This window comes from Isoptericola sp. Y541 (genome assembly GCF_059445465.1).
In genome coordinates this window covers 246,712-262,668 of record NZ_JCAIUJ010000007.1, presented here as the reverse complement: position 1 = coordinate 262,668, position 15,957 = coordinate 246,712, and the positions used below count along the sequence as shown (strand labels likewise).

Annotated in this window: 14 protein-coding genes; 10 read left to right on the top strand and 4 right to left on the bottom strand. The window is 75.5% G+C overall.

What is annotated here, in order from left to right; translation table 11 throughout:
* The first annotated feature begins 229 nt into the window (after positions 1-229).
* Positions 230-1,588: a CoA transferase gene (locus tag AC1C2V_RS16280; RefSeq protein ID WP_495390681.1), complete on the top strand. Its 1,359-nt coding sequence runs from the start codon at positions 230-232 to the stop codon at positions 1,586-1,588.
* 70 nt (positions 1,589-1,658) lie between these two features.
* On the opposite strand, the gene AC1C2V_RS16275 is transcribed toward AC1C2V_RS16280, so the two are convergent.
* From AC1C2V_RS16275 to AC1C2V_RS16265, 3 genes are all read right to left on the bottom strand, one after another.
* Complete coding sequence (locus tag AC1C2V_RS16275) at positions 1,659-2,714, bottom strand: Ppx/GppA phosphatase family protein (protein WP_495390680.1); 1,056 nt, start codon at positions 2,712-2,714, stop codon at positions 1,659-1,661.
* A gap of 34 nt (positions 2,715-2,748) precedes the next feature.
* A complete protein-coding gene (locus tag AC1C2V_RS16270) occupies positions 2,749-3,123 on the bottom strand; it encodes an SHOCT domain-containing protein (RefSeq protein ID WP_495390679.1) in 375 nt (124 codons plus the stop codon).
* A 212-nt stretch (positions 3,124-3,335) separates the two neighbouring features.
* Positions 3,336-4,781 carry a glutamyl-tRNA reductase gene (locus AC1C2V_RS16265; RefSeq protein ID WP_495390678.1) on the bottom strand — a complete coding sequence of 482 codons (1,446 nt, stop codon included), beginning with the start codon at positions 4,779-4,781 and terminating at the stop codon, positions 3,336-3,338.
* A 49-nt stretch (positions 4,782-4,830) separates the two neighbouring features.
* Between AC1C2V_RS16265 and hemE the strand changes: the two genes are divergently transcribed.
* The 6 genes from hemE (at position 4,831) to hemL (ending at position 12,202) form a co-directional block, all read left to right on the top strand.
* The gene (gene hemE / locus AC1C2V_RS16260; protein ID WP_495390677.1) at positions 4,831-5,988 is read left to right on the top strand and encodes a uroporphyrinogen decarboxylase; all 1,158 of its coding nucleotides are present in this window, start codon (positions 4,831-4,833) and stop codon (positions 5,986-5,988) included.
* Complete coding sequence (locus AC1C2V_RS16255) at positions 5,985-7,514, top strand: protoporphyrinogen/coproporphyrinogen oxidase (protein ID WP_495390676.1); 1,530 nt, start codon at positions 5,985-5,987, stop codon at positions 7,512-7,514. The genes hemE and AC1C2V_RS16255 overlap by 4 nt, the downstream gene beginning before the upstream one ends.
* Positions 7,515-7,796: 282 nt before the next feature.
* Positions 7,797-8,882, top strand: a complete 1,086-nt coding sequence (gene hemC / locus AC1C2V_RS16250; RefSeq protein WP_495390675.1) for a hydroxymethylbilane synthase — start codon at positions 7,797-7,799, stop codon at positions 8,880-8,882.
* On the top strand, positions 8,879-9,685 hold the full coding sequence (locus tag AC1C2V_RS16245; RefSeq protein ID WP_495390674.1) for a uroporphyrinogen-III synthase: 807 nt from the start codon (positions 8,879-8,881) through the stop codon (positions 9,683-9,685). The genes hemC and AC1C2V_RS16245 overlap by 4 nt, the downstream gene beginning before the upstream one ends.
* A 50-nt stretch (positions 9,686-9,735) precedes the next feature.
* Positions 9,736-10,737, top strand: a complete 1,002-nt coding sequence (hemB, locus tag AC1C2V_RS16240; RefSeq protein ID WP_495390713.1) for a porphobilinogen synthase — start codon at positions 9,736-9,738, stop codon at positions 10,735-10,737.
* Between the two features lie 82 nt (positions 10,738-10,819).
* Entirely contained in the window at positions 10,820-12,202 is a 1,383-nt protein-coding gene (hemL, locus tag AC1C2V_RS16235) for a glutamate-1-semialdehyde 2,1-aminomutase (RefSeq protein ID WP_495390712.1), read from the top strand.
* Positions 12,203-12,252: 50 nt separating this feature from the next.
* On the opposite strand, the gene AC1C2V_RS16230 is transcribed toward hemL, so the two are convergent.
* Positions 12,253-12,822 (bottom strand): TetR/AcrR family transcriptional regulator, encoded by a 570-nt coding sequence (locus tag AC1C2V_RS16230; RefSeq protein ID WP_495390673.1) that lies wholly within the window; start codon positions 12,820-12,822, stop codon positions 12,253-12,255.
* Positions 12,823-12,950: 128 nt separating this feature from the next.
* Between AC1C2V_RS16230 and AC1C2V_RS16225 the strand changes: the two genes are divergently transcribed.
* The 3 genes from AC1C2V_RS16225 to AC1C2V_RS16215 all read left to right on the top strand — a co-directional run bounded on the left by AC1C2V_RS16225 (position 12,951) and on the right by AC1C2V_RS16215 (position 15,861).
* Positions 12,951-14,828 carry an ABC transporter ATP-binding protein gene (locus tag AC1C2V_RS16225; RefSeq protein ID WP_495390672.1) on the top strand — a complete coding sequence of 626 codons (1,878 nt, stop codon included), beginning with the start codon at positions 12,951-12,953 and terminating at the stop codon, positions 14,826-14,828.
* A gap of 266 nt (positions 14,829-15,094) precedes the next feature.
* On the top strand, positions 15,095-15,436 hold the full coding sequence (locus tag AC1C2V_RS16220) for a metal-sensitive transcriptional regulator (RefSeq protein ID WP_495390671.1): 342 nt from the start codon (positions 15,095-15,097) through the stop codon (positions 15,434-15,436).
* 41 nt (positions 15,437-15,477) lie between these two features.
* Positions 15,478-15,861, top strand: coding sequence for a heavy-metal-associated domain-containing protein (locus AC1C2V_RS16215; RefSeq protein ID WP_495390670.1), 384 nt, complete (start codon positions 15,478-15,480; stop codon positions 15,859-15,861).
* The last annotated feature ends 96 nt before the right edge of the window (positions 15,862-15,957 follow it).

The following is a 15,957-nucleotide window of genomic DNA, read 5'->3' as shown; positions in this document are numbered from 1 at the left end:
GCCCGCAGCCGTCGCCCCTCCGCGAGGTAGTGCCCCATCGGGCCGAGGTAGTCCGAAAATCCGCGAGGTAGTTCCAAATCTGCCGAGGTAGTTCGATCTTCTGCGAGGTAGCGCCTTCCTCGTTCGGACTCGAACTACCTCGGCAGATTTGGAACTACCTCGCGGATTTTGGAACTACCTCGCGGGATGCGGGACTACCTCGACGGGACGGCGTGGGTACCGTGGCGGGATGGAGTCGTGGCGCCGCCTGGTGGCGGACTACGAGTCGGGGGTCGGCGACGGCGGCACGTCGCCCGGCCGGGCCGGCGGCGAGCCGGGCACGCTCGACGGCGAGCGCGAGGCGTGGCTCGCAGCGACGCTGCCGGTGCTGGACCTCGCGCTCGGGTCGGTGGCCGCCCTGAGCGCGGCCGCGGGGCGGGCGGGGGCTACCGGGCCCCTGGTTCGCCACGGGCCGTCGCCCGCGCGGGTCGCGGCGTCGTTCGGCTCGGACCGGCTGCTGCGGCTCGACGGGCGGCCGGTGGAGTCTTTCGCGGCGCTGTCCGGCTTCTTCCGCACGGGTGACGGCTGGGTGCGCACGCACGCGAACTACCCCCACCACCGCGCACGGCTGCTGCAGCTGCTGGCCCTGCCCGACGGCGCGGGCCGCGACGACCTGGCCGCGCGCCTCGCGGACGCGTCCGCCGCCGCCCTCGAGGACGACGCCGCGGCGGCCGGGGCCATCGCCGTCCGCGTGCGCGACGAGGCCCAGTGGCGCGACTCCGCACCGGGCCGGGCGGCGCACGCCGGGCCGCTCGTCCGCGTCGAGCCGCGCACCGGCCCCGTTGCGGTACCGCGCCCGCCCGCCGGTGGCGCCGCGCCGCTCGCCGGGGTGCGGGTGCTCGACCTGACCCGCGTCATCGCCGGCCCGGTCGCCACCCGCGCGCTCGCGGCGCTCGGCGCCGACGTGCTGCGCGTGGACCCGCCCGTGCCGGCGGAGATCCGGCACCAGCACCTCGACGTCGGGCAGGGCAAGCGCACCACCCTGCTCGACCTGCACGACGCCGGCGACCTCTCCCGAGCGCAGGCGTTGCTGGACGACGCGGACGTGCTCGTGACCGGCTACCGCCCGGGCGCACTCGACCGGTACGGGCTCCGCCCGCCGCCCGGGGCCGTGGCCGCGCGCGTCTGCGCGTGGGGCGACGACGGCCCGTGGGCGCACCGGCGCGGCTTCGACTCGATCGTGCAGGCGGCGTCGGGCATCGCGATGACCGAGTCGCCGGACGGCGACACACCGGGCGCGCTCCCCGCGCAGGCGCTGGACCACGCGACGGGCTACCTCCTCGCGGCCGGGATCGTGGACGCGCTCGCCGCCCGTGGCCGTGACGGGCAGGGCCGGGACGTCTCGGCGGCGCTGGCCCGCACCGCGGCGTGGCTGCTCGACGCCGGCGGCCGCGACCACGCCCACCCGGCGCCGGCGGCGCCGGGCGGCGACGCCGTCGTGAGCCACGGGCGCCGGCCCTGCGTCACCTCCGCTCGTCCCGCCCTCCCGGGCGTCGACGACTACGCGTTCCCGGCCCGCCCGTGGGGCACGGACCACGCTTCGTGGTGATTCCTCCTGTCGCCGGCCGAGCTTGTCGAGACCACGTCCCCGGTTTCGACAAGCTCAACCGGCGAGGGTTCTACATCCGGTCGAGCCGCTGCAGCACCGCGCCCTCGCGCAGCGCCCACGGGCAGATCTCGACCTCGTCGACGCCGAGCGCCCGCATGGTCTCCTCGGCCACGACCGCCCCGCCCACGATCTGGTAGGTGCGCTCGGGCGTGACACCGGGCAGCGCGGTGCGCCCGTCGGCGGGGATACGGGCGAGGCGCGGCACCCAGTCGGCGAGCTGCGCCAGGCGCATCCGCCAGCGGTCGTCCGGGCCCACCGCCTCCACCTGCATGCCGGCGAGCCGCGCCAACGACCGGAAGGTCTTGGACGTCGCCACCACGTGGTCGGGCGGCGGCAGGGTGGCGAGGCGTTCGACGACGGGTCCCAGCGTGGCCCGGGTGTGCTCGCGCAGCGCCTGCACCTGCGCGGGGGCGGGCGGGTCGTCGGGCAGGAAGACGCGCGTGCTGCGTCCGGCGCCGAGGGGGACGGACGTGGCGAGGTCGGGTGTCTCGTCGACGCCGGTGGCGATCTCCAGCGACCCGCCGCCGATGTCGAGCACAAGCAGCCGGCCGGCGGCCCAGCCGTGCCAGCGCCGGGCGGCGAGGAACGTCAGCCGGGCCTCGTCCTCGCCGGACAGCACCTGCACCTCGCGCCCCACGCGCTGCGAGATCGCGGCCAGCACCTCGGCGCCGTTGGAGGCGTCGCGCAGCGCGGACGTGGCCATGGGGAGCAGCTCGTCGACGGCGGACTCCCGGGCGAGCGTCATCACGTCGTCGACCGCCGTGAGCAGTGCCAGCCGTCCCTCGGGCACCACCGCGCCGTCGGCGTCGAGGTAGCGCATCAGCCGCACCGCGATCTTGCGCGACGCGTGCGGCACGGGCCGCACCCCGTGGCGGGGATCCATGATCAGCAGGTGCACCGTGTTGGAGCCGATGTCGATCACGCCGAGGCGCGTGGCCCGGGTCGTGGGGGCGAGCGTCGCGCCGCCCGAGGTCGCGCCGCCCGAGGTCGCGCCGCCCGAGGTCGCGCCGTCCGAGGTCGCGCCGTCCGAGGTCGCGCCGTCCGAGGTCGCGCCGTCCGAGGTCATGGCTGCCGAGCGTAGCGACCGCGATCCGCCGGGGTCAGGAGAGGGCCTTGGCCTTCAGCCGCTCGTACTCCTCGGGCGTGATCGTGCCCTCGTCGAGCAGCTTCTTGGCCGACGCGATGTGGTCGGCCGGGGACCCTGCGACCGACTGGATGTACGCGTCCGTGCTCTGCTTCGCAGCCTTCACCGCCTCGAGCTGGCGCTCCGACATGCCCCGCCCGCGGGCGATCAGGTACACCAGCGACGTGAGCAGCGGCACGAAGATCAGGAAGATCACCCACAGCGCCTTCCACCAGCCGGACAGCTCCCGATCCCGGAACAGGTCCGTCAGGATCTGGAAGAGCACGATGAGGTAGGCGACGAACAGGAAGATCCAGACGAGGTACCAGAAGAAGTCCCAGAACGTATCCATCTCACGCGTCCTTTCGAGGCGGGCCCAACCGTCGACGGCCGGCTTGTGGCGGGCCGTTGGCCCCGTTCGGCACGTTAGTGCCGACATGCCGGACGCGCGCGTCGAAACGGGGTGATCTGGGCCTGCATCCGGCGAACCGGTCCCCGTGGGAGGTTCGCGACAGCCGGGCGGTCCTCGCGGTCCGCGCCGCGGCGGGACGGGGGCGACGCCGGTCAGCGCCCGGCGACCTGCTCCACGTCCGTGACCAGGCCCTCGGCGCCCGCCACGACCGCAGCCTCCTGTGCCCGGGCCCGGGCCAGCGCGTCGGCGCGCACGGCAACGATCCGCTCGTGCAGGGCGGAGTGCACCCGCTTGCGGACGCCGCGCGCGATGGCGTCGACGTCGGACTCGTCGGGCGCCTCGCCCCGCGAGGCCAGCTCGGTGGCCAGCCGATCCACGGCGGCGTCCACCTCCCGGCGCACCCGCACCTCCGCGGCGTCGAAGAGCGCTACGACCGCGGCGTCCGCCGCCCGGCCCAGGCGCGTCTCCTCGAAGTCGGCGGCCGCGTTGTCCACGATGCGCCGCGCTCGGTCGACGACGTCCGCGGCGGTGGCGGGGGCGTGCGCCTTCAGCGTGCTCAGGTCGTACAGCAGCACGCCCTCGACGTCCGCCACGCCGGGGTCGACGTCGCGGTGCAGCGCCAGGTCGAGCACGACCAGGGGCGCCATCTCCTCGCGCCGTCCTGAGCCTGTCGAAGGGTCGCCTGCGGCGGCCGCGGCACGCTCGCGGGCGCGCACCACGGCGGCGGCGTCGAGCACGTACTCCAGGGAGGCCTCGGCCGAGGTCCCGACGGGCTCGGCCACCGCCGGGGCGGGGCCGCGGCGTCCGCGCGCGCCCGAGCACGACACCACGAGGTCGGCGTCCGCGAGCGCCGTCACCAGGTCGTCCACCGGCTCGACGTCGTGCCCCCGGGCGAAGTCCTCCGCGCGGCCGGACTGTGAGTAGACCCGCACGTCGTCGCACCCGCGGGCCCGCAGGGCCGCCACCGACGCCCCCGCGTACGAGCCCGTGCCGATGAGGACCACGCGGACATCGCGCCACGACGCGCCGGGCGTGGAGTCGCCGCGGGCGGGCGGGAGATCGCGACGGGCGAGGTCGAGGCCGAGGGCGACGACGGAGCGCCCCGCCGCGCCGAGCGCCGTCCGCGTGCCCACCCGCTTGGACGTGCGCGACGCCGTCTGGAACAGCAGCTCGAGGGTCTTGGACGTGGTGCCGTCGGTGCGCGCCTCGGCGAGCGCCCGCTTCACCTGGCCCGCGATCTCCCGCTCGCCCACGACCATGGAGTCCAGCCCCGCGGCGACGGTGAAGAGGTGCTCGGTGACCTCGGAGCCGGTGCGGACCGTGAACGAGTCCGCCGCGACGTCTTGCGTCACCCCCGAGCTCTGCGCCACCAGCGCGGCCACGTGGCCGGTGGCGTGCCGGACGGAGTCGCCGTGCACCGGCGCGTCGACGTCCAGGTAGAGCTCGAACCGGTTGCAGGTGGAGATGACCACCGAGCCCTGCACGGGGCCGCAGGCCCCGACGACGGCACGCCCGAGGGAGCCCGCGCCGGTGGACAGCCGCTCGAGCGCATCGAGGTCCAGCTCGCGGTGCGAGGCGGTGAGAGAGAGGAGAACCACAGTGCTCCCACTTTAAGAGGATGGGCGGGGCGGGGCAGAATCATTGACCGTGACATCCCCCACGATCCCGTCCGAGCCGAGCCTCCTACCCGCCGACCACCCGCTGGTCGACGGCCGGACCCTCCGCTCCCCGTTGGTGCAGGCCCTGCAGGGCGAACGTCCGGACGTGACCCCCGTGTGGTTCATGCGGCAGGCCGGCCGGTCGCTGCCGGAGTACCGCGAGGTCCGTCAGGGGGTAGGGATGCTCGAGTCCTGCCTCCGGCCACAGCTCGCGGCAGAAATCACCCTCCAGCCCGTGCGCCGCCACCACGTGGACGCCGCCGTCTTCTTCAGCGACATCGTGGTGCCGCTGAAGCTGGCGGGCGTCGATGTCGACATCAAGTCCGGCGTCGGGCCGGTCATGGACCAGCCGTACCGCACGGCCGAGGACGTCGCCCGGCTCACGGAGCGCACGCTCGACGACGCCGCGCTCGCGCCGATCGCCGAGGCCGTGCGGCTCACCGTGGCTGAGCTCGGCGACGTGCCGCTGCTCGGCTTCGGCGGCGCGCCGTTCACGCTCGCGGCCTACCTGGTGGAGGGCCGCCCGTCGCGCGACCACCTCGCCGCCCGCACGCTCATGCACGCCGACCCCGAGACGTGGGCCCGGCTCACGGCGTGGACCGCCGACCTCACGGGCCGGTTCCTACGGGCGCAGGTGCTGGCGGGCGCGTCGGCCGTGCAGCTCTTCGACTCCTGGGCCGGGTCGCTGGCGCTCGCGGACTACGTGGCGCACGTGGCGCCGTCGTCCACCCGGGCGCTGGCGCGCGTCGCCGACCTGCGCACGGCCGCCGACGACGGCACTCCCTCCCGCATCGGGGTGCCGGGCATCCACTTCGGCACCGGCACCGCGCACCTGCTGCCCGCCATGCGAGACGTGCTGGAGGACGCCGGCATCACGCACCCGACCGTCGGCGTCGACTACCGCACCCCGCTCGACGAGGCCGCCGCGCTGCTGGCCGGCGGCCCCCGTGGCCCCGTCCCCGTGCAGGGCAACATCGACCCCGCGCTGCTCGGCGCCCCGTGGCCGGTCCTCGAGGCGCACGTGCGCGACGTCGTCGCCCGGGGCGCTGCGGCGCCAGGGCACGTCGTGAACCTCGGCCACGGCGTCCCGCCCGACACCGATCCCACCGTGCTGACCCGCGTCGTCGAGCTGGTGCACTCGCTGTGACCCCGCTCCCGCCGCTCGGCGCCCCGGCGACCGACGCACCGGCGGCCCGTGCGGCGGAGCGCGTCGACGCGGTGGTCGTGGGCGGCGGTGTCGGCGGGCTCGTCGCGGCGCGCACGCTCGCCCAGCGCGGGCTGCAGGTGGTGCTGCTCGAGGCGGCGGACCGCGTGGGCGGCCCCGTGCGCGGCGGCGCCTTCCCGTCGCTCCCCCGGCTGCGGCTCGACCTCGGCGCGGAGTCGTTCGCGGCGCGCGGCACGGCGGTCACCGACCTGGCGGACGAGCTGGGGCTGGACGTCGTGAGCCCGGCGCCGCTGTCCGCCTGGGGGTACGCGGCGGGGCGCGCCTTCCCGCTGCCCGCCGCGGGCGTGCTCGGCATCCCGTCCGTGCCGTGGGCGCCCGACGTGCGTCGCGCGATCGGGTGGCCCGGCGTCGCGCGTGCCGCGCTCGACCGGGTGCTGCCGCGGTTCGTGGCGGACCCGTCCGACCTGGGCTCGCTGGTGCACTCCCGCCTCGGGCGCCGGGTGACCGAGCGGCTGGTGGGGCCCGTCGCCGCTGGCGTGCACTCCGCCCCGCTGGACCGGCTCGACGTCGACGCCGTCGCACCAGGCCTGCTCGACGCGTTCGCCCGCACCGGGTCGCTCTCGCTCGCCGTGGGAGCGCTGCGGGCGGCCGCGCCCGCCGGCTCCGCCGTGCGCGGCATCGACGGCGGCATGCACGCGCTGGTCGAGGCCCTCGCCGGCGAGATCGCCGCGAGCGCCGAGGAGTTCACCGACTCGCCCCTGAGCGACGCGACCGGGCCCATCCACGCCGCCGTCCGCGTGGGGCAGCGGGTGGTCGGCGTGGTGCGCACGGGTCGCTCCGGTAGCCCCGGGGGCGAATGGCAGGTGACGACGGACTCCGGCGCGACGGTGCGCGCGCCGAGGCTGGTCGTGACGACGCCGACGGTCGCGCCCCTGCTCGTGCCGTGGGTCGCCTCCCCCAACGGTCCGCGCGACGCCGGCGGCCCGGTGGTGCCGACGCCCGAGCGCGGCGCCGACATCTGGCTCGCGACCCTGCTGCTCGAGGCGCCCGAGCTCGACGACGCACCCCGCGGCTCGGGGCTGCTCGTGGCCCCCGACACGGACGACGGTGGCGCCGGCGACGTGCGGGCCAAGGCGCTCACGCACTCCACGGCCAAGTGGCCGTGGCTCGCCGACCGCGTCCGCGCCGCCGTGGGGCCCGGGGTCCACGTCGTGCGCCTCTCGTACGGCCGCATCGGCACCCCGACCGACCAGCCCACGGCCGACGAGGCCGCCCGCGACGCGACCGCGCTTCTCGGCGTCGACGTCACCGACCGCGTGCGCGACCACCTGCTGCAACGCTGGGACGGCTCCCTCCCCCCGCCCACGCCCGCCTACCGCGCCGACGTCGCGGCGTTCGGCGCCGCCGTCGGGCACACCCCCGGCCTCGCCGTCGCCGGTGGCTGGGTGGCCGGCACCGGCCTCGCGGCGATCGTCACGCACGCCCAGGCCGCCGTCGCCGCCCTTTGACGGCGAGGTAGTCCCGAATTCCGCGAGGTAGTTCAAAATCTGCCGAGGTAGTTCGAACTTCCGCGAGGTAGTGCGCTACCTCGCGCAGAATCGAACTACCTCGGCAGATTTTGAAATACCTCGCGGAATTTGGGACTACCTCGCGGAATTCGGGACTACCTCGGCGGGTGATGACGCACTGTCATGACCTCGCGTCAGGACGTCGGGCAGAACGGTGTGAGATCGGCCCCCGTGGCGGCCCGGGGTTGTCCACGGGGCGGGCCGCTGCGCGACACTGGAGGGGTGAGCACCCCCCGTCCCGACCCCGCCCCGCTGCGTCTCGGCACCCGCGGCAGCGCCCTCGCCACGACGCAGTCCGGCCGGGTGGCACGCCGCCTGGAGGAGCTGCTCGGGCGGCCGGTGGAGCTCGAGCGCGTGCGCACCGAGGGGGACGTGAAGACCGGCTCCCTGGCGTCCCTCGGCGGCACGGGCGTGTTCGTGACCGCGTTGCGCGAGGCGCTGCTCGACGGGCGTTGCGACGTCGCCGTGCACTCCCTCAAGGACCTGCCCACCGCGCAGCCGGCGGAGCTCACCGTCGTCACCCCGGAGCGCGAGGACCCGCGCGACGCCCTGTGCGCGCGCGACGGGCTCACGCTCGACACCCTGCCCCGCGGCGCCCGCGTCGGCACCGGCTCCCCGCGCCGGGCCGCACAGATCAAGGCCGCGCGCCTCGACCTCGAGCTCGTGGACATCCGCGGCAACGTCGAGACCCGCCTGGCGCGCGCCCTCGGGCCGGACGCCGACCTCGACGCCGTCGTCCTCGCGTTCGCCGGGCTGTCCCGCCTGGGCCGAACGTCGGTGGTGTCTCAGCTGCTCGACCCGATGGTCGTCGCCCCCGCCCCCGGGCAGGGCGCGCTGGCCATCGAGGCACGCACCGCCGACCTGGCCGCCGGGTCGGCGCTGGGCGACGCGTTCGCCGCGCTCGACCACCGCCCCACCCGGCTGTGCGTGCTGGCCGAGCGGGCCGTGCTCGCGCGGCTCGAGGCCGGCTGCGCCGCGCCCGTCGGCGCGTACGCCCGGATCGAGGCCGGCGAGCTGCAGCTCACCGCGGTGGTCGCGCGCGTGGACGGCACGGAGCAGGTGACCCACAGCGCCGCGGCGGCACTCGCCGCAGACGCGGGCGGACCGCACGACGCAACGGCGCAGGACGAGGCCGCGACGGGCCTGGGCGTCCGCGTCGCCGAGGCGCTGCTCGCCGACGGCGCGGCGCGGCTCGCCCCCCTCGTCGGCGGCGAGGACGCCCCACACGCGCCGGAGGACGTCGCCTCGCGCGCCGACGTCGCCCCGCTGCGCGCCCCCACCGGCACCGACGACCCGGAGGGCTCGTGACCGCAGAGCCTCGCCCGACGGCGGTGCTGGTGGCGCGGGCGCCCGAGCGCGCGGCCGGGCTGGTCGCGCGCCTACGCGCCGCCGGACACGACGTCGTGGTGGCCCCGGTGATCGAGCGGGCCCCGGCGCACGACCTCGCCCCGCTGGACGACGCCGTCCGACGCGCCTCCCGGGGCGAGCACGCGTGGGTCGTCGTGACCAGCGTCAACGCGGTCGACGCGCTGACCGACGCCGCCGCCCGCGCCGGCGTCGACCTCTCGGCTGCCCCGGCCCGGTGGGCCGCCGTCGGGCCCGCGACGCGCCAGGCCCTGGAGTCGGCCGGCGTGCGCGTCGACCTCCTCCCCGCGGCGGACGACGCGACGGCGGCCGGGATCGTCGCCGCCTTCCCGGATGCCGACCTCGCGCCGGCGCCCGCCCGGGCGCCGGGCGTGCTGCTCCCCCTCGGCGACCTCGCCCGCCCGACGCTTGCCGACGGGCTCGCCGCCCGCGGCTGGGCGCCGGACGTCGTGACGGCGTACCGCACGGTGCGCCACGATCTGCCCGAAGACGTCGCGACCCGCGCCCGGACCGGCGGCTTCGACCTCGTGGTGGTCGCCTCCGGTTCCGTCGCGCGGGAGATCGCCGCCCAGGCGGGCACCGGGACGGCGATGGTCGCCATCGGAGCGCCGTCCGCCGCCGCCGCCCGCGCCGCCGGCCTGCGCGTCGCCGCCGTCGCCGCCCGCCCCACCGACGACGCGCTCGCCGCGGCCGTCGCCACCGCCCTCCAGAACCCCGCATCGACCGTCACCAAGGAGACCCCGTGAGCACCTCGGGCATCGTCTACCGACCCCGCCGCCTGCGCACCACGCCGCGCATGCGGCGGCTGGCCGCCGAGACCCGCCTGCACGCGGCCGACCTCGTGCTGCCGCTCTTCGTCAAGGAGGGTCTCGACGCGCCCGCGCCGATCCCGTCCATGCCTGGCCAGGTGCAGCACACCGAGGCCTCGCTGCGCGACGCCGTGGCGGACGCGGCCCGCGCCAGGCTGGGCGGCGTCATGCTCTTCGGCATCCCCGCCGAGCGCAACGCGACCGGCACGCAGGCCGACGCCCCCGACGGTGTGCTGCAGCGCGGCATCCGGATCGCCCGGGAGGCCGTCGCGGAGGTCGAGGCCGCGGTGGTTGAGCCTGTCGAAACCTCCGGACGGGGCCCGACGAGACCGACCGTCGGCCCCGTCGTCATGGCCGACACGTGCCTGGACGAGTTCACGGACCACGGGCACTGCGGGGTCCTCACGGCCGGCCCGGCCGGCGAGCAGATCGTGGACAACGACGCGACGCTCGACCGGTACGCGTCGACGGCCGTCGCGCAGGCCCGGGCGGGCGCGGAGGTCGTGGCGCCGAGCGGCATGATGGACGGGCAGGTCGCCGTCATCCGGGACGCGCTCGACGACGCCGGCTTCGAGCAGGTGAGCATCCTCGCCTACAGCGCCAAGTACGCGAGCGCGTTCTACGGCCCGTTCCGCGACGCCGTCGACAGCGCCCTGCAGGGCGACCGCCGCACGTACCAGATGGACGCGGCCAACTCCCGCGAGGGGCTGCGCGAGGCCGACCTCGACCTGGCCGAGGGCGCCGACATGGTGATGGTCAAGCCGGCCGGCACGTCGCTCGACGTGCTGCGCGGCGTCGCAGATCGTTCCGACGTGCCGGTGGCGGCGTACCAGGTCAGCGGCGAGTACGCGATGATCGAGGCGGCCGCCGCGAACGGCTGGATCGACCGCAAGGGGGCCGTGCTCGAGTCGGTCACCGCGATCAAGCGGGCCGGGGCCGACGTCGTGCTGACGTACTGGGCCACCGAGATCGCCGGCTGGCTGCGCTGAGCGCGCTGGCCCGCCCACGACACACTCTTTCGGAAGGACCACGATGACGGACACGGCAGGCTTCGGCCAGATCGAGACGGCGATGGTGGACGCCACGCCCCAGGCCGACACTTCGACAGGCTCAGCACGGAGCAACCACGCGGCATTCCTGCGCGCGCAGACGGCGATCCCCGGCGGCGTGAACTCCCCGGTGCGGGCGTACGGGGCGGTGGGCGGCGACCCGCGGTTCCTCGCCTCGGCGCGCGGCCCGTACGTCACGGACGTGGCCGGCCGCGAGTACGTGGACCTGGTGTGCTCGTGGGGCCCGGCGCTGCTGGGGCACGCGCACCCCGAGGTGGTCGCCGCGGTGCAGGACGCCGCGGCGCGCGGCCTGTCGTTCGGGGCACCGACGGTGGCCGAGGTGGAGCTCGCGGAGGAGATCCGCCGGCGGGTGCCCGTCGCGGAGCGCGTGCGCCTGGTGTCCACGGGCACCGAGGCGACGATGACGGCGGTGCGGCTCGCGCGCGGCGTCACCGGGCGGCCGCTGATCGTGAAGTTCGCCGGCTGCTACCACGGGCACGTCGACGCGCTGCTGGCCGAGGCCGGGTCGGGCGTCGCGACGCTCGCCATGCCGGGCACCGCCGGGGTCACGGAGGCGTCCGCGGCCGAGACGCTCGTGCTGCCGTACAACGACCTGGCCGCCGTCGAGGCCGCGTTCGCGCAGCACGGCCCGCGCATCGCCGCCGTCATCACCGAGGCGAGCCCCGCCAACATGGGCGTGGTGCCGCCGGCCGAGGGCTTCAACGCGGGCCTGCGTCGCATCACCCGCGAGCACGGCGCGCTTTTCGTCATGGACGAGGTGCTCACCGGCTTCCGCGTCGGTCCGTCCGGCTGGTGGGGGCTGGAGAACGAGTCGATCCGCACGGGCAGCACGGCTGGCGGCGAGGGCTACGAGCCCGACCTGCTGACCTTCGGCAAGGTCGTGGGAGGCGGGATGCCGGTGGCCGCGCTGGGCGGACCGGCGTCGATCATGGACCAGCTCGCCCCGACGGGGCCGGTGTACCAGGCGGGCACGCTGTCCGGGAACCCGGTGGCGGTGGCGGCCGGCCTGACCACGCTGCGCCTGGCGGACGACGCCGTGTACGCCCGCGTCGACGCCGTCGCGGACACGCTGGCGTCGGCGCTCGGCGACGCGCTGTCGGCCGAGGGCGTGCCGCATCGCGTCCAGCGGGCGGGCTCGCTGTTCTCGGCGTTCTTCGGGCCGGACGCGGCCGAGCACGGCGTGCGGGACTATGCCCGGGCGCAGGCCCAGGAGATCTTCCGCTACCGCGCCCTGTTCCACGCCCTGCTCGACGCGGGCGTGAACCTGCCGCCGTCGGTCTTCGAGGCCTGGTTCGTCTCCGCCGCGCACGACGACGACGCCGTGAACCGCATCCTCGATGCCCTGCCCGCCGGAGCGAAGGCGGCCGCCGCGGCGACCGCGTGAGGTAGCGCCGCCCCTGGGTACGGCCGCGTGGGGTGAGGACGCCTTCGGACTCAGGGGGCGATGGCCTTGCCGACCGTGCGCATCAGCTGCTGGACGACGTCGTGTCGCGACTCCTGCCCCTCACGGAGGGTCTCCCACGCCAGGTAGAGCTGCGACCAGAGGGTGCCGACCACCCAGTGCGCGCTGAGCTCGGGGTCGATGCTCCCGTCGGCGTGCCCCCGCGCGACGAGCGCCGCGAGCGGATCCTCGCCGTCGCTCCCACCGTCGCCCTCGAGCGCCGAGTCCGGGACGACCTCCGTGAACAGCAGCGTGAGCAGGTCGCCCAGCTGGAGGTATTCCGGGCACAGCCGGCGCAGCGCCTCGCGGGCGGTGCCGTCCTCGAGCCGCGCGCGCACGTAAACCTCGTCCAGGCGGACGGCGGTCTCCGTCGCGACGGCCTCGAGCAGGTCGGACCGCTCGGGGAAGTACCGGTGCAGGGTGGTGCGGCCCACCCCCGCGGCGTCGGCGATCTGGCCGAGCGACACACCGGCGTCGCGGGCGAGCTGCGCCACCGCCGCCTCGACGATGGCCCGCCGGGTCCGCGCCCGGGCCCCGGTCTCCGTGTCCTGCACCTCCGTCATGGCGGGAACGCTACACCCGAATTCTGGATGAATGCTTGACCATGTTGGAACAGTCGTGTTCCACTCTGGGGAGCATTAGGCCCCCACTCATCCGTCAACAAGGGTTGACGAACCGAGGAGCGTCAACCATGGTTGACAGCGTGACCGCCACCGACCCCGCGACCTCTCCCCCGGCCTCCGGCACGCCGGGCGACACCCCCGCCACCAGGGCACCCGAGAAGACCGGCCGCGAGCGCCTGCGCATCCTGCTCGGGTTCGTGCGCCCGCACCGCCGCACCCTGGCGCTCGGCCTCGCGCTCGGCCTGCTGGCCACCGCGATGAGCCTCGCCACCCCGATGGTCACCAAGTGGGTGCTCGACACGCTGTCCACGGGCACCTCGATGGGCGGGCCGGTCGCCTGGCTCGTCGTCCTGATGATCGTCGGGTCGGTGGTGGCGCTGTTCCAGTGGATCCTGCTCGGCCGCCTCGCCGAGGACGTCGTCTACGAGGCCCGCGAGTCGATCGTGCGGCGCTACCTGCGGGCCCGGGTGGGCGCCGTCACCTCGAAGCCGGCCGGAGAGCTGGTCACGCGGGTCACGTCCGACACGCTGCTGCTGCGCGAGGCGACGTCGAACAGCCTGGTCAGCCTCGTGAACGGGTTCATCTCCCTGGTCGGCACGCTCGTCCTCATGGCGGTGCTCGACCTCACGCTGCTCGGCTCCACCGTCGTGGCGATCGTGGTCGTCGCGGTCGCGATGGGTCTCCTGCTGCCCGGCATCGGCAAGGCGCAGCACCGCACCCAGGAGGCGGTCGGCCGCCTCGGTGGCGCCGTCGAAGGCGCGGTGCGCGCCGTGCGCACGGTGAAGGCGAGCGGCGCCGAGGAGCGACAAGGGCGCAAGATCCTCGACGACGCCCGGGAGGCACGGAAGCACGCCGTGGCGGCGGTGCGCATCGAGGCCGTCGCGTGGACGGTCTCCTGGGGCGGGATCCAGCTCGCGATCATCGTCATCCTGGGCCTGGGCGCGTGGCGGGTGTCGGAGGACCTGCTCGCGGTCTCGAGCCTGGTCGCCTTCCTGCTCTACGCCTTCAACATCGTGGGCCCGATCTCCGAGCTGACCCAGGCGTTCACCACCCTCCAGTCCGGCCTGGCCGCCGCGGAGCGCATCCGCGAGGTCGAGACGATGGAGCTCGAGGAGCCGGACGACGTCGCGCGCCCCGCCGCCCCGGAGCGGCCCGCGCCGGCCGACGCCACCGGGCCCGTCCTCGTGCTCGACAGCGTCACCGCCGGCTACGCGGACGACATACCGGTGGTGCACGACGTCTCGCTCGAGGTGCCGCGCCGCGGGCACGTCGCGCTCGTCGGGCCGTCGGGCGCAGGCAAGACGACCCTGCTGTCGCTGCTGCTGCGGTTCATCGAGCCGTCCGGGGGCGAGATCCGGCTGGACGGCGTGCCGTACCGGGACCTGGGCCACGCGGACGTCCGGGCCCGGTTCGCGTACGTGGAGCAGGAGACGCCCGTGGTGCCCGGCACCATCCGGGAGAACCTGCTGTTCAGCCGCCCGGACGCCACCCCGGAGCGGGTGCAGGAGGTGCTGCGGGCCGTGCGACTCGCCGACGACCTGGAGGCGCTGCCCGACGGGCTGGACACGTCCCTCGTGTCGTCCGCCGTCTCGGGCGGGCAGCGGCAGCGGATCGCCCTCGCCCGCGCGTTGCTCAAGGAGCCGGAGGTGCTGCTGCTGGACGAGGCGACGTCGCAGGTGGACGGCCTGACGGAGGCCGCGATCCACGACGCGATCCGCGCCCACACCCGGCACGGCGCGGTCGTCACGGTGGCCCACCGGCTGTCCACCGTGCTCGACGCGGACCGGATCCTCGTCATGGAGGGCGGGCGCATCCGTGCGGGCGGCACCCACGAGGAGCTCCACGCCTCGGACGAGCTGTACCGCGACCTGGTCGCGGCGCTGCGCATCGCCGTCGACGCCGAGCCCGTTCCGTCCGAGCCCGCGCATGACCGCGCCCGCGCCTGACCGAGCATGCGGTCTCGACGGCCGGGTCGCGCCCTTCCGCATCACCTGATCCCCCCGGCCACCCGGTCAGTCGAGGACGGCGTACGCCTCGATCTCGACGAGCACGTCGGACTCGAAGAGCACGTCGGACTCGAAGAGCACGTCGGACTCGAAGAGCACGTCGGACTCGAAGAGGATGTCGACGCGATGAGCGAGACGTGCCCTGCGAGGTCGCCGGGGCCCCGGCATCGCTTGACACCTTACCCCCTAGGGGTATCGTGGAGCTCATGACCGACACCACCGCACCCGCCGACGCCCCGGCGCACAGCTCGCACCAGCACGACGGGCCGCACGGTTATGCCTCCGACAAGGAGGCCTACCTCAAGCGCATGCGTCGCATCGAGGGCCAGGTCCGCGGGATCGCGCGCATGATCGACGAGGACGTCTACTGCATCGACATCCTCACCCAGGTGTCCGCGGTGACCAAGGCCCTGCAGGCCGTCTCCATCGGCCTCGTCGAGGACCACCTGAGCCACTGCGTCGTCGACGCCGCCCGCTCGTCCGAGGCGGAGGGCGCCGCCAAGGTCAAGGAGGCCGCCGACGCCATCGGCCGCCTCGTGCGTAGCTGATCCGCTCGACCCACTCGATCCACTCATTGCGAAGGAGCACCATGAGCACCGTCACCACCCTGGGCATCACCGGCATGACCTGCGGCAACTGCGTCGCGCACGTCACCAAGGACCTCTCGGCCGTCGCAGGCGTCGAGGACGTCAGCGTCGAGCTGCACGCCGGCGGCACCTCCGACGTCGCCGTCTTCTCCGACGCCCCCCTCGACGAGGCCGCGCTGCGCGAGGCCGTCGACGAGGCCGGGTACGCCGTCGCGTCGGTCGCCGTGCAGAACGACGCGCTCGCCGCGCAGCAGGCCGCCCAGGCCCCCGCGCGCCAGGAGGCGCACGACTGCGCGTGCGGCTGCGGCACCGGCGCGGCCTCCGCCGAGCCCGCCAGGACGCCCGCCACGAAGACGTACGACCTGTCCGTCCCGCCCCGCGCCTGAGCGCACCGCCCCGCGGACCGCCTGCCGAACCGTCGCCCGCGCTCGTGCGAGCGCCCGCGACCCAGGCCCTCCGCGCCGCGCCGACGTCCACCCGAC

What these genes read in the sequence shown, in the direction of transcription:
- AC1C2V_RS16220 (WP_495390671.1), top strand. Translation starts at nt 15,095, where the DNA reads ATGACCGACACCACCGCACCCGCCGACGCCCCGGCGCACAGCTCGCAC.
- AC1C2V_RS16275 (WP_495390680.1), bottom strand. Translation starts at nt 2,714, where the DNA reads ATGACCTCGGACGGCGCGACCTCGGACGGCGCGACCTCGGACGGCGCG.
- hemB (WP_495390713.1), top strand. Translation starts at nt 9,736, where the DNA reads ATGCGGCGGCTGGCCGCCGAGACCCGCCTGCACGCGGCCGACCTCGTG.
- AC1C2V_RS16270 (WP_495390679.1), bottom strand. Translation starts at nt 3,123, where the DNA reads ATGGATACGTTCTGGGACTTCTTCTGGTACCTCGTCTGGATCTTCCTG.
- AC1C2V_RS16280 (WP_495390681.1), top strand. Translation starts at nt 230, where the DNA reads ATGGAGTCGTGGCGCCGCCTGGTGGCGGACTACGAGTCGGGGGTCGGC.
- hemL (WP_495390712.1), top strand. Translation starts at nt 10,820, where the DNA reads ATGGTGGACGCCACGCCCCAGGCCGACACTTCGACAGGCTCAGCACGG.
- AC1C2V_RS16230 (WP_495390673.1), bottom strand. Translation starts at nt 12,822, where the DNA reads ATGACGGAGGTGCAGGACACGGAGACCGGGGCCCGGGCGCGGACCCGG.
- AC1C2V_RS16215 (WP_495390670.1), top strand. Translation starts at nt 15,478, where the DNA reads ATGAGCACCGTCACCACCCTGGGCATCACCGGCATGACCTGCGGCAAC.
- AC1C2V_RS16225 (WP_495390672.1), top strand. Translation starts at nt 12,951, where the DNA reads ATGGTTGACAGCGTGACCGCCACCGACCCCGCGACCTCTCCCCCGGCC.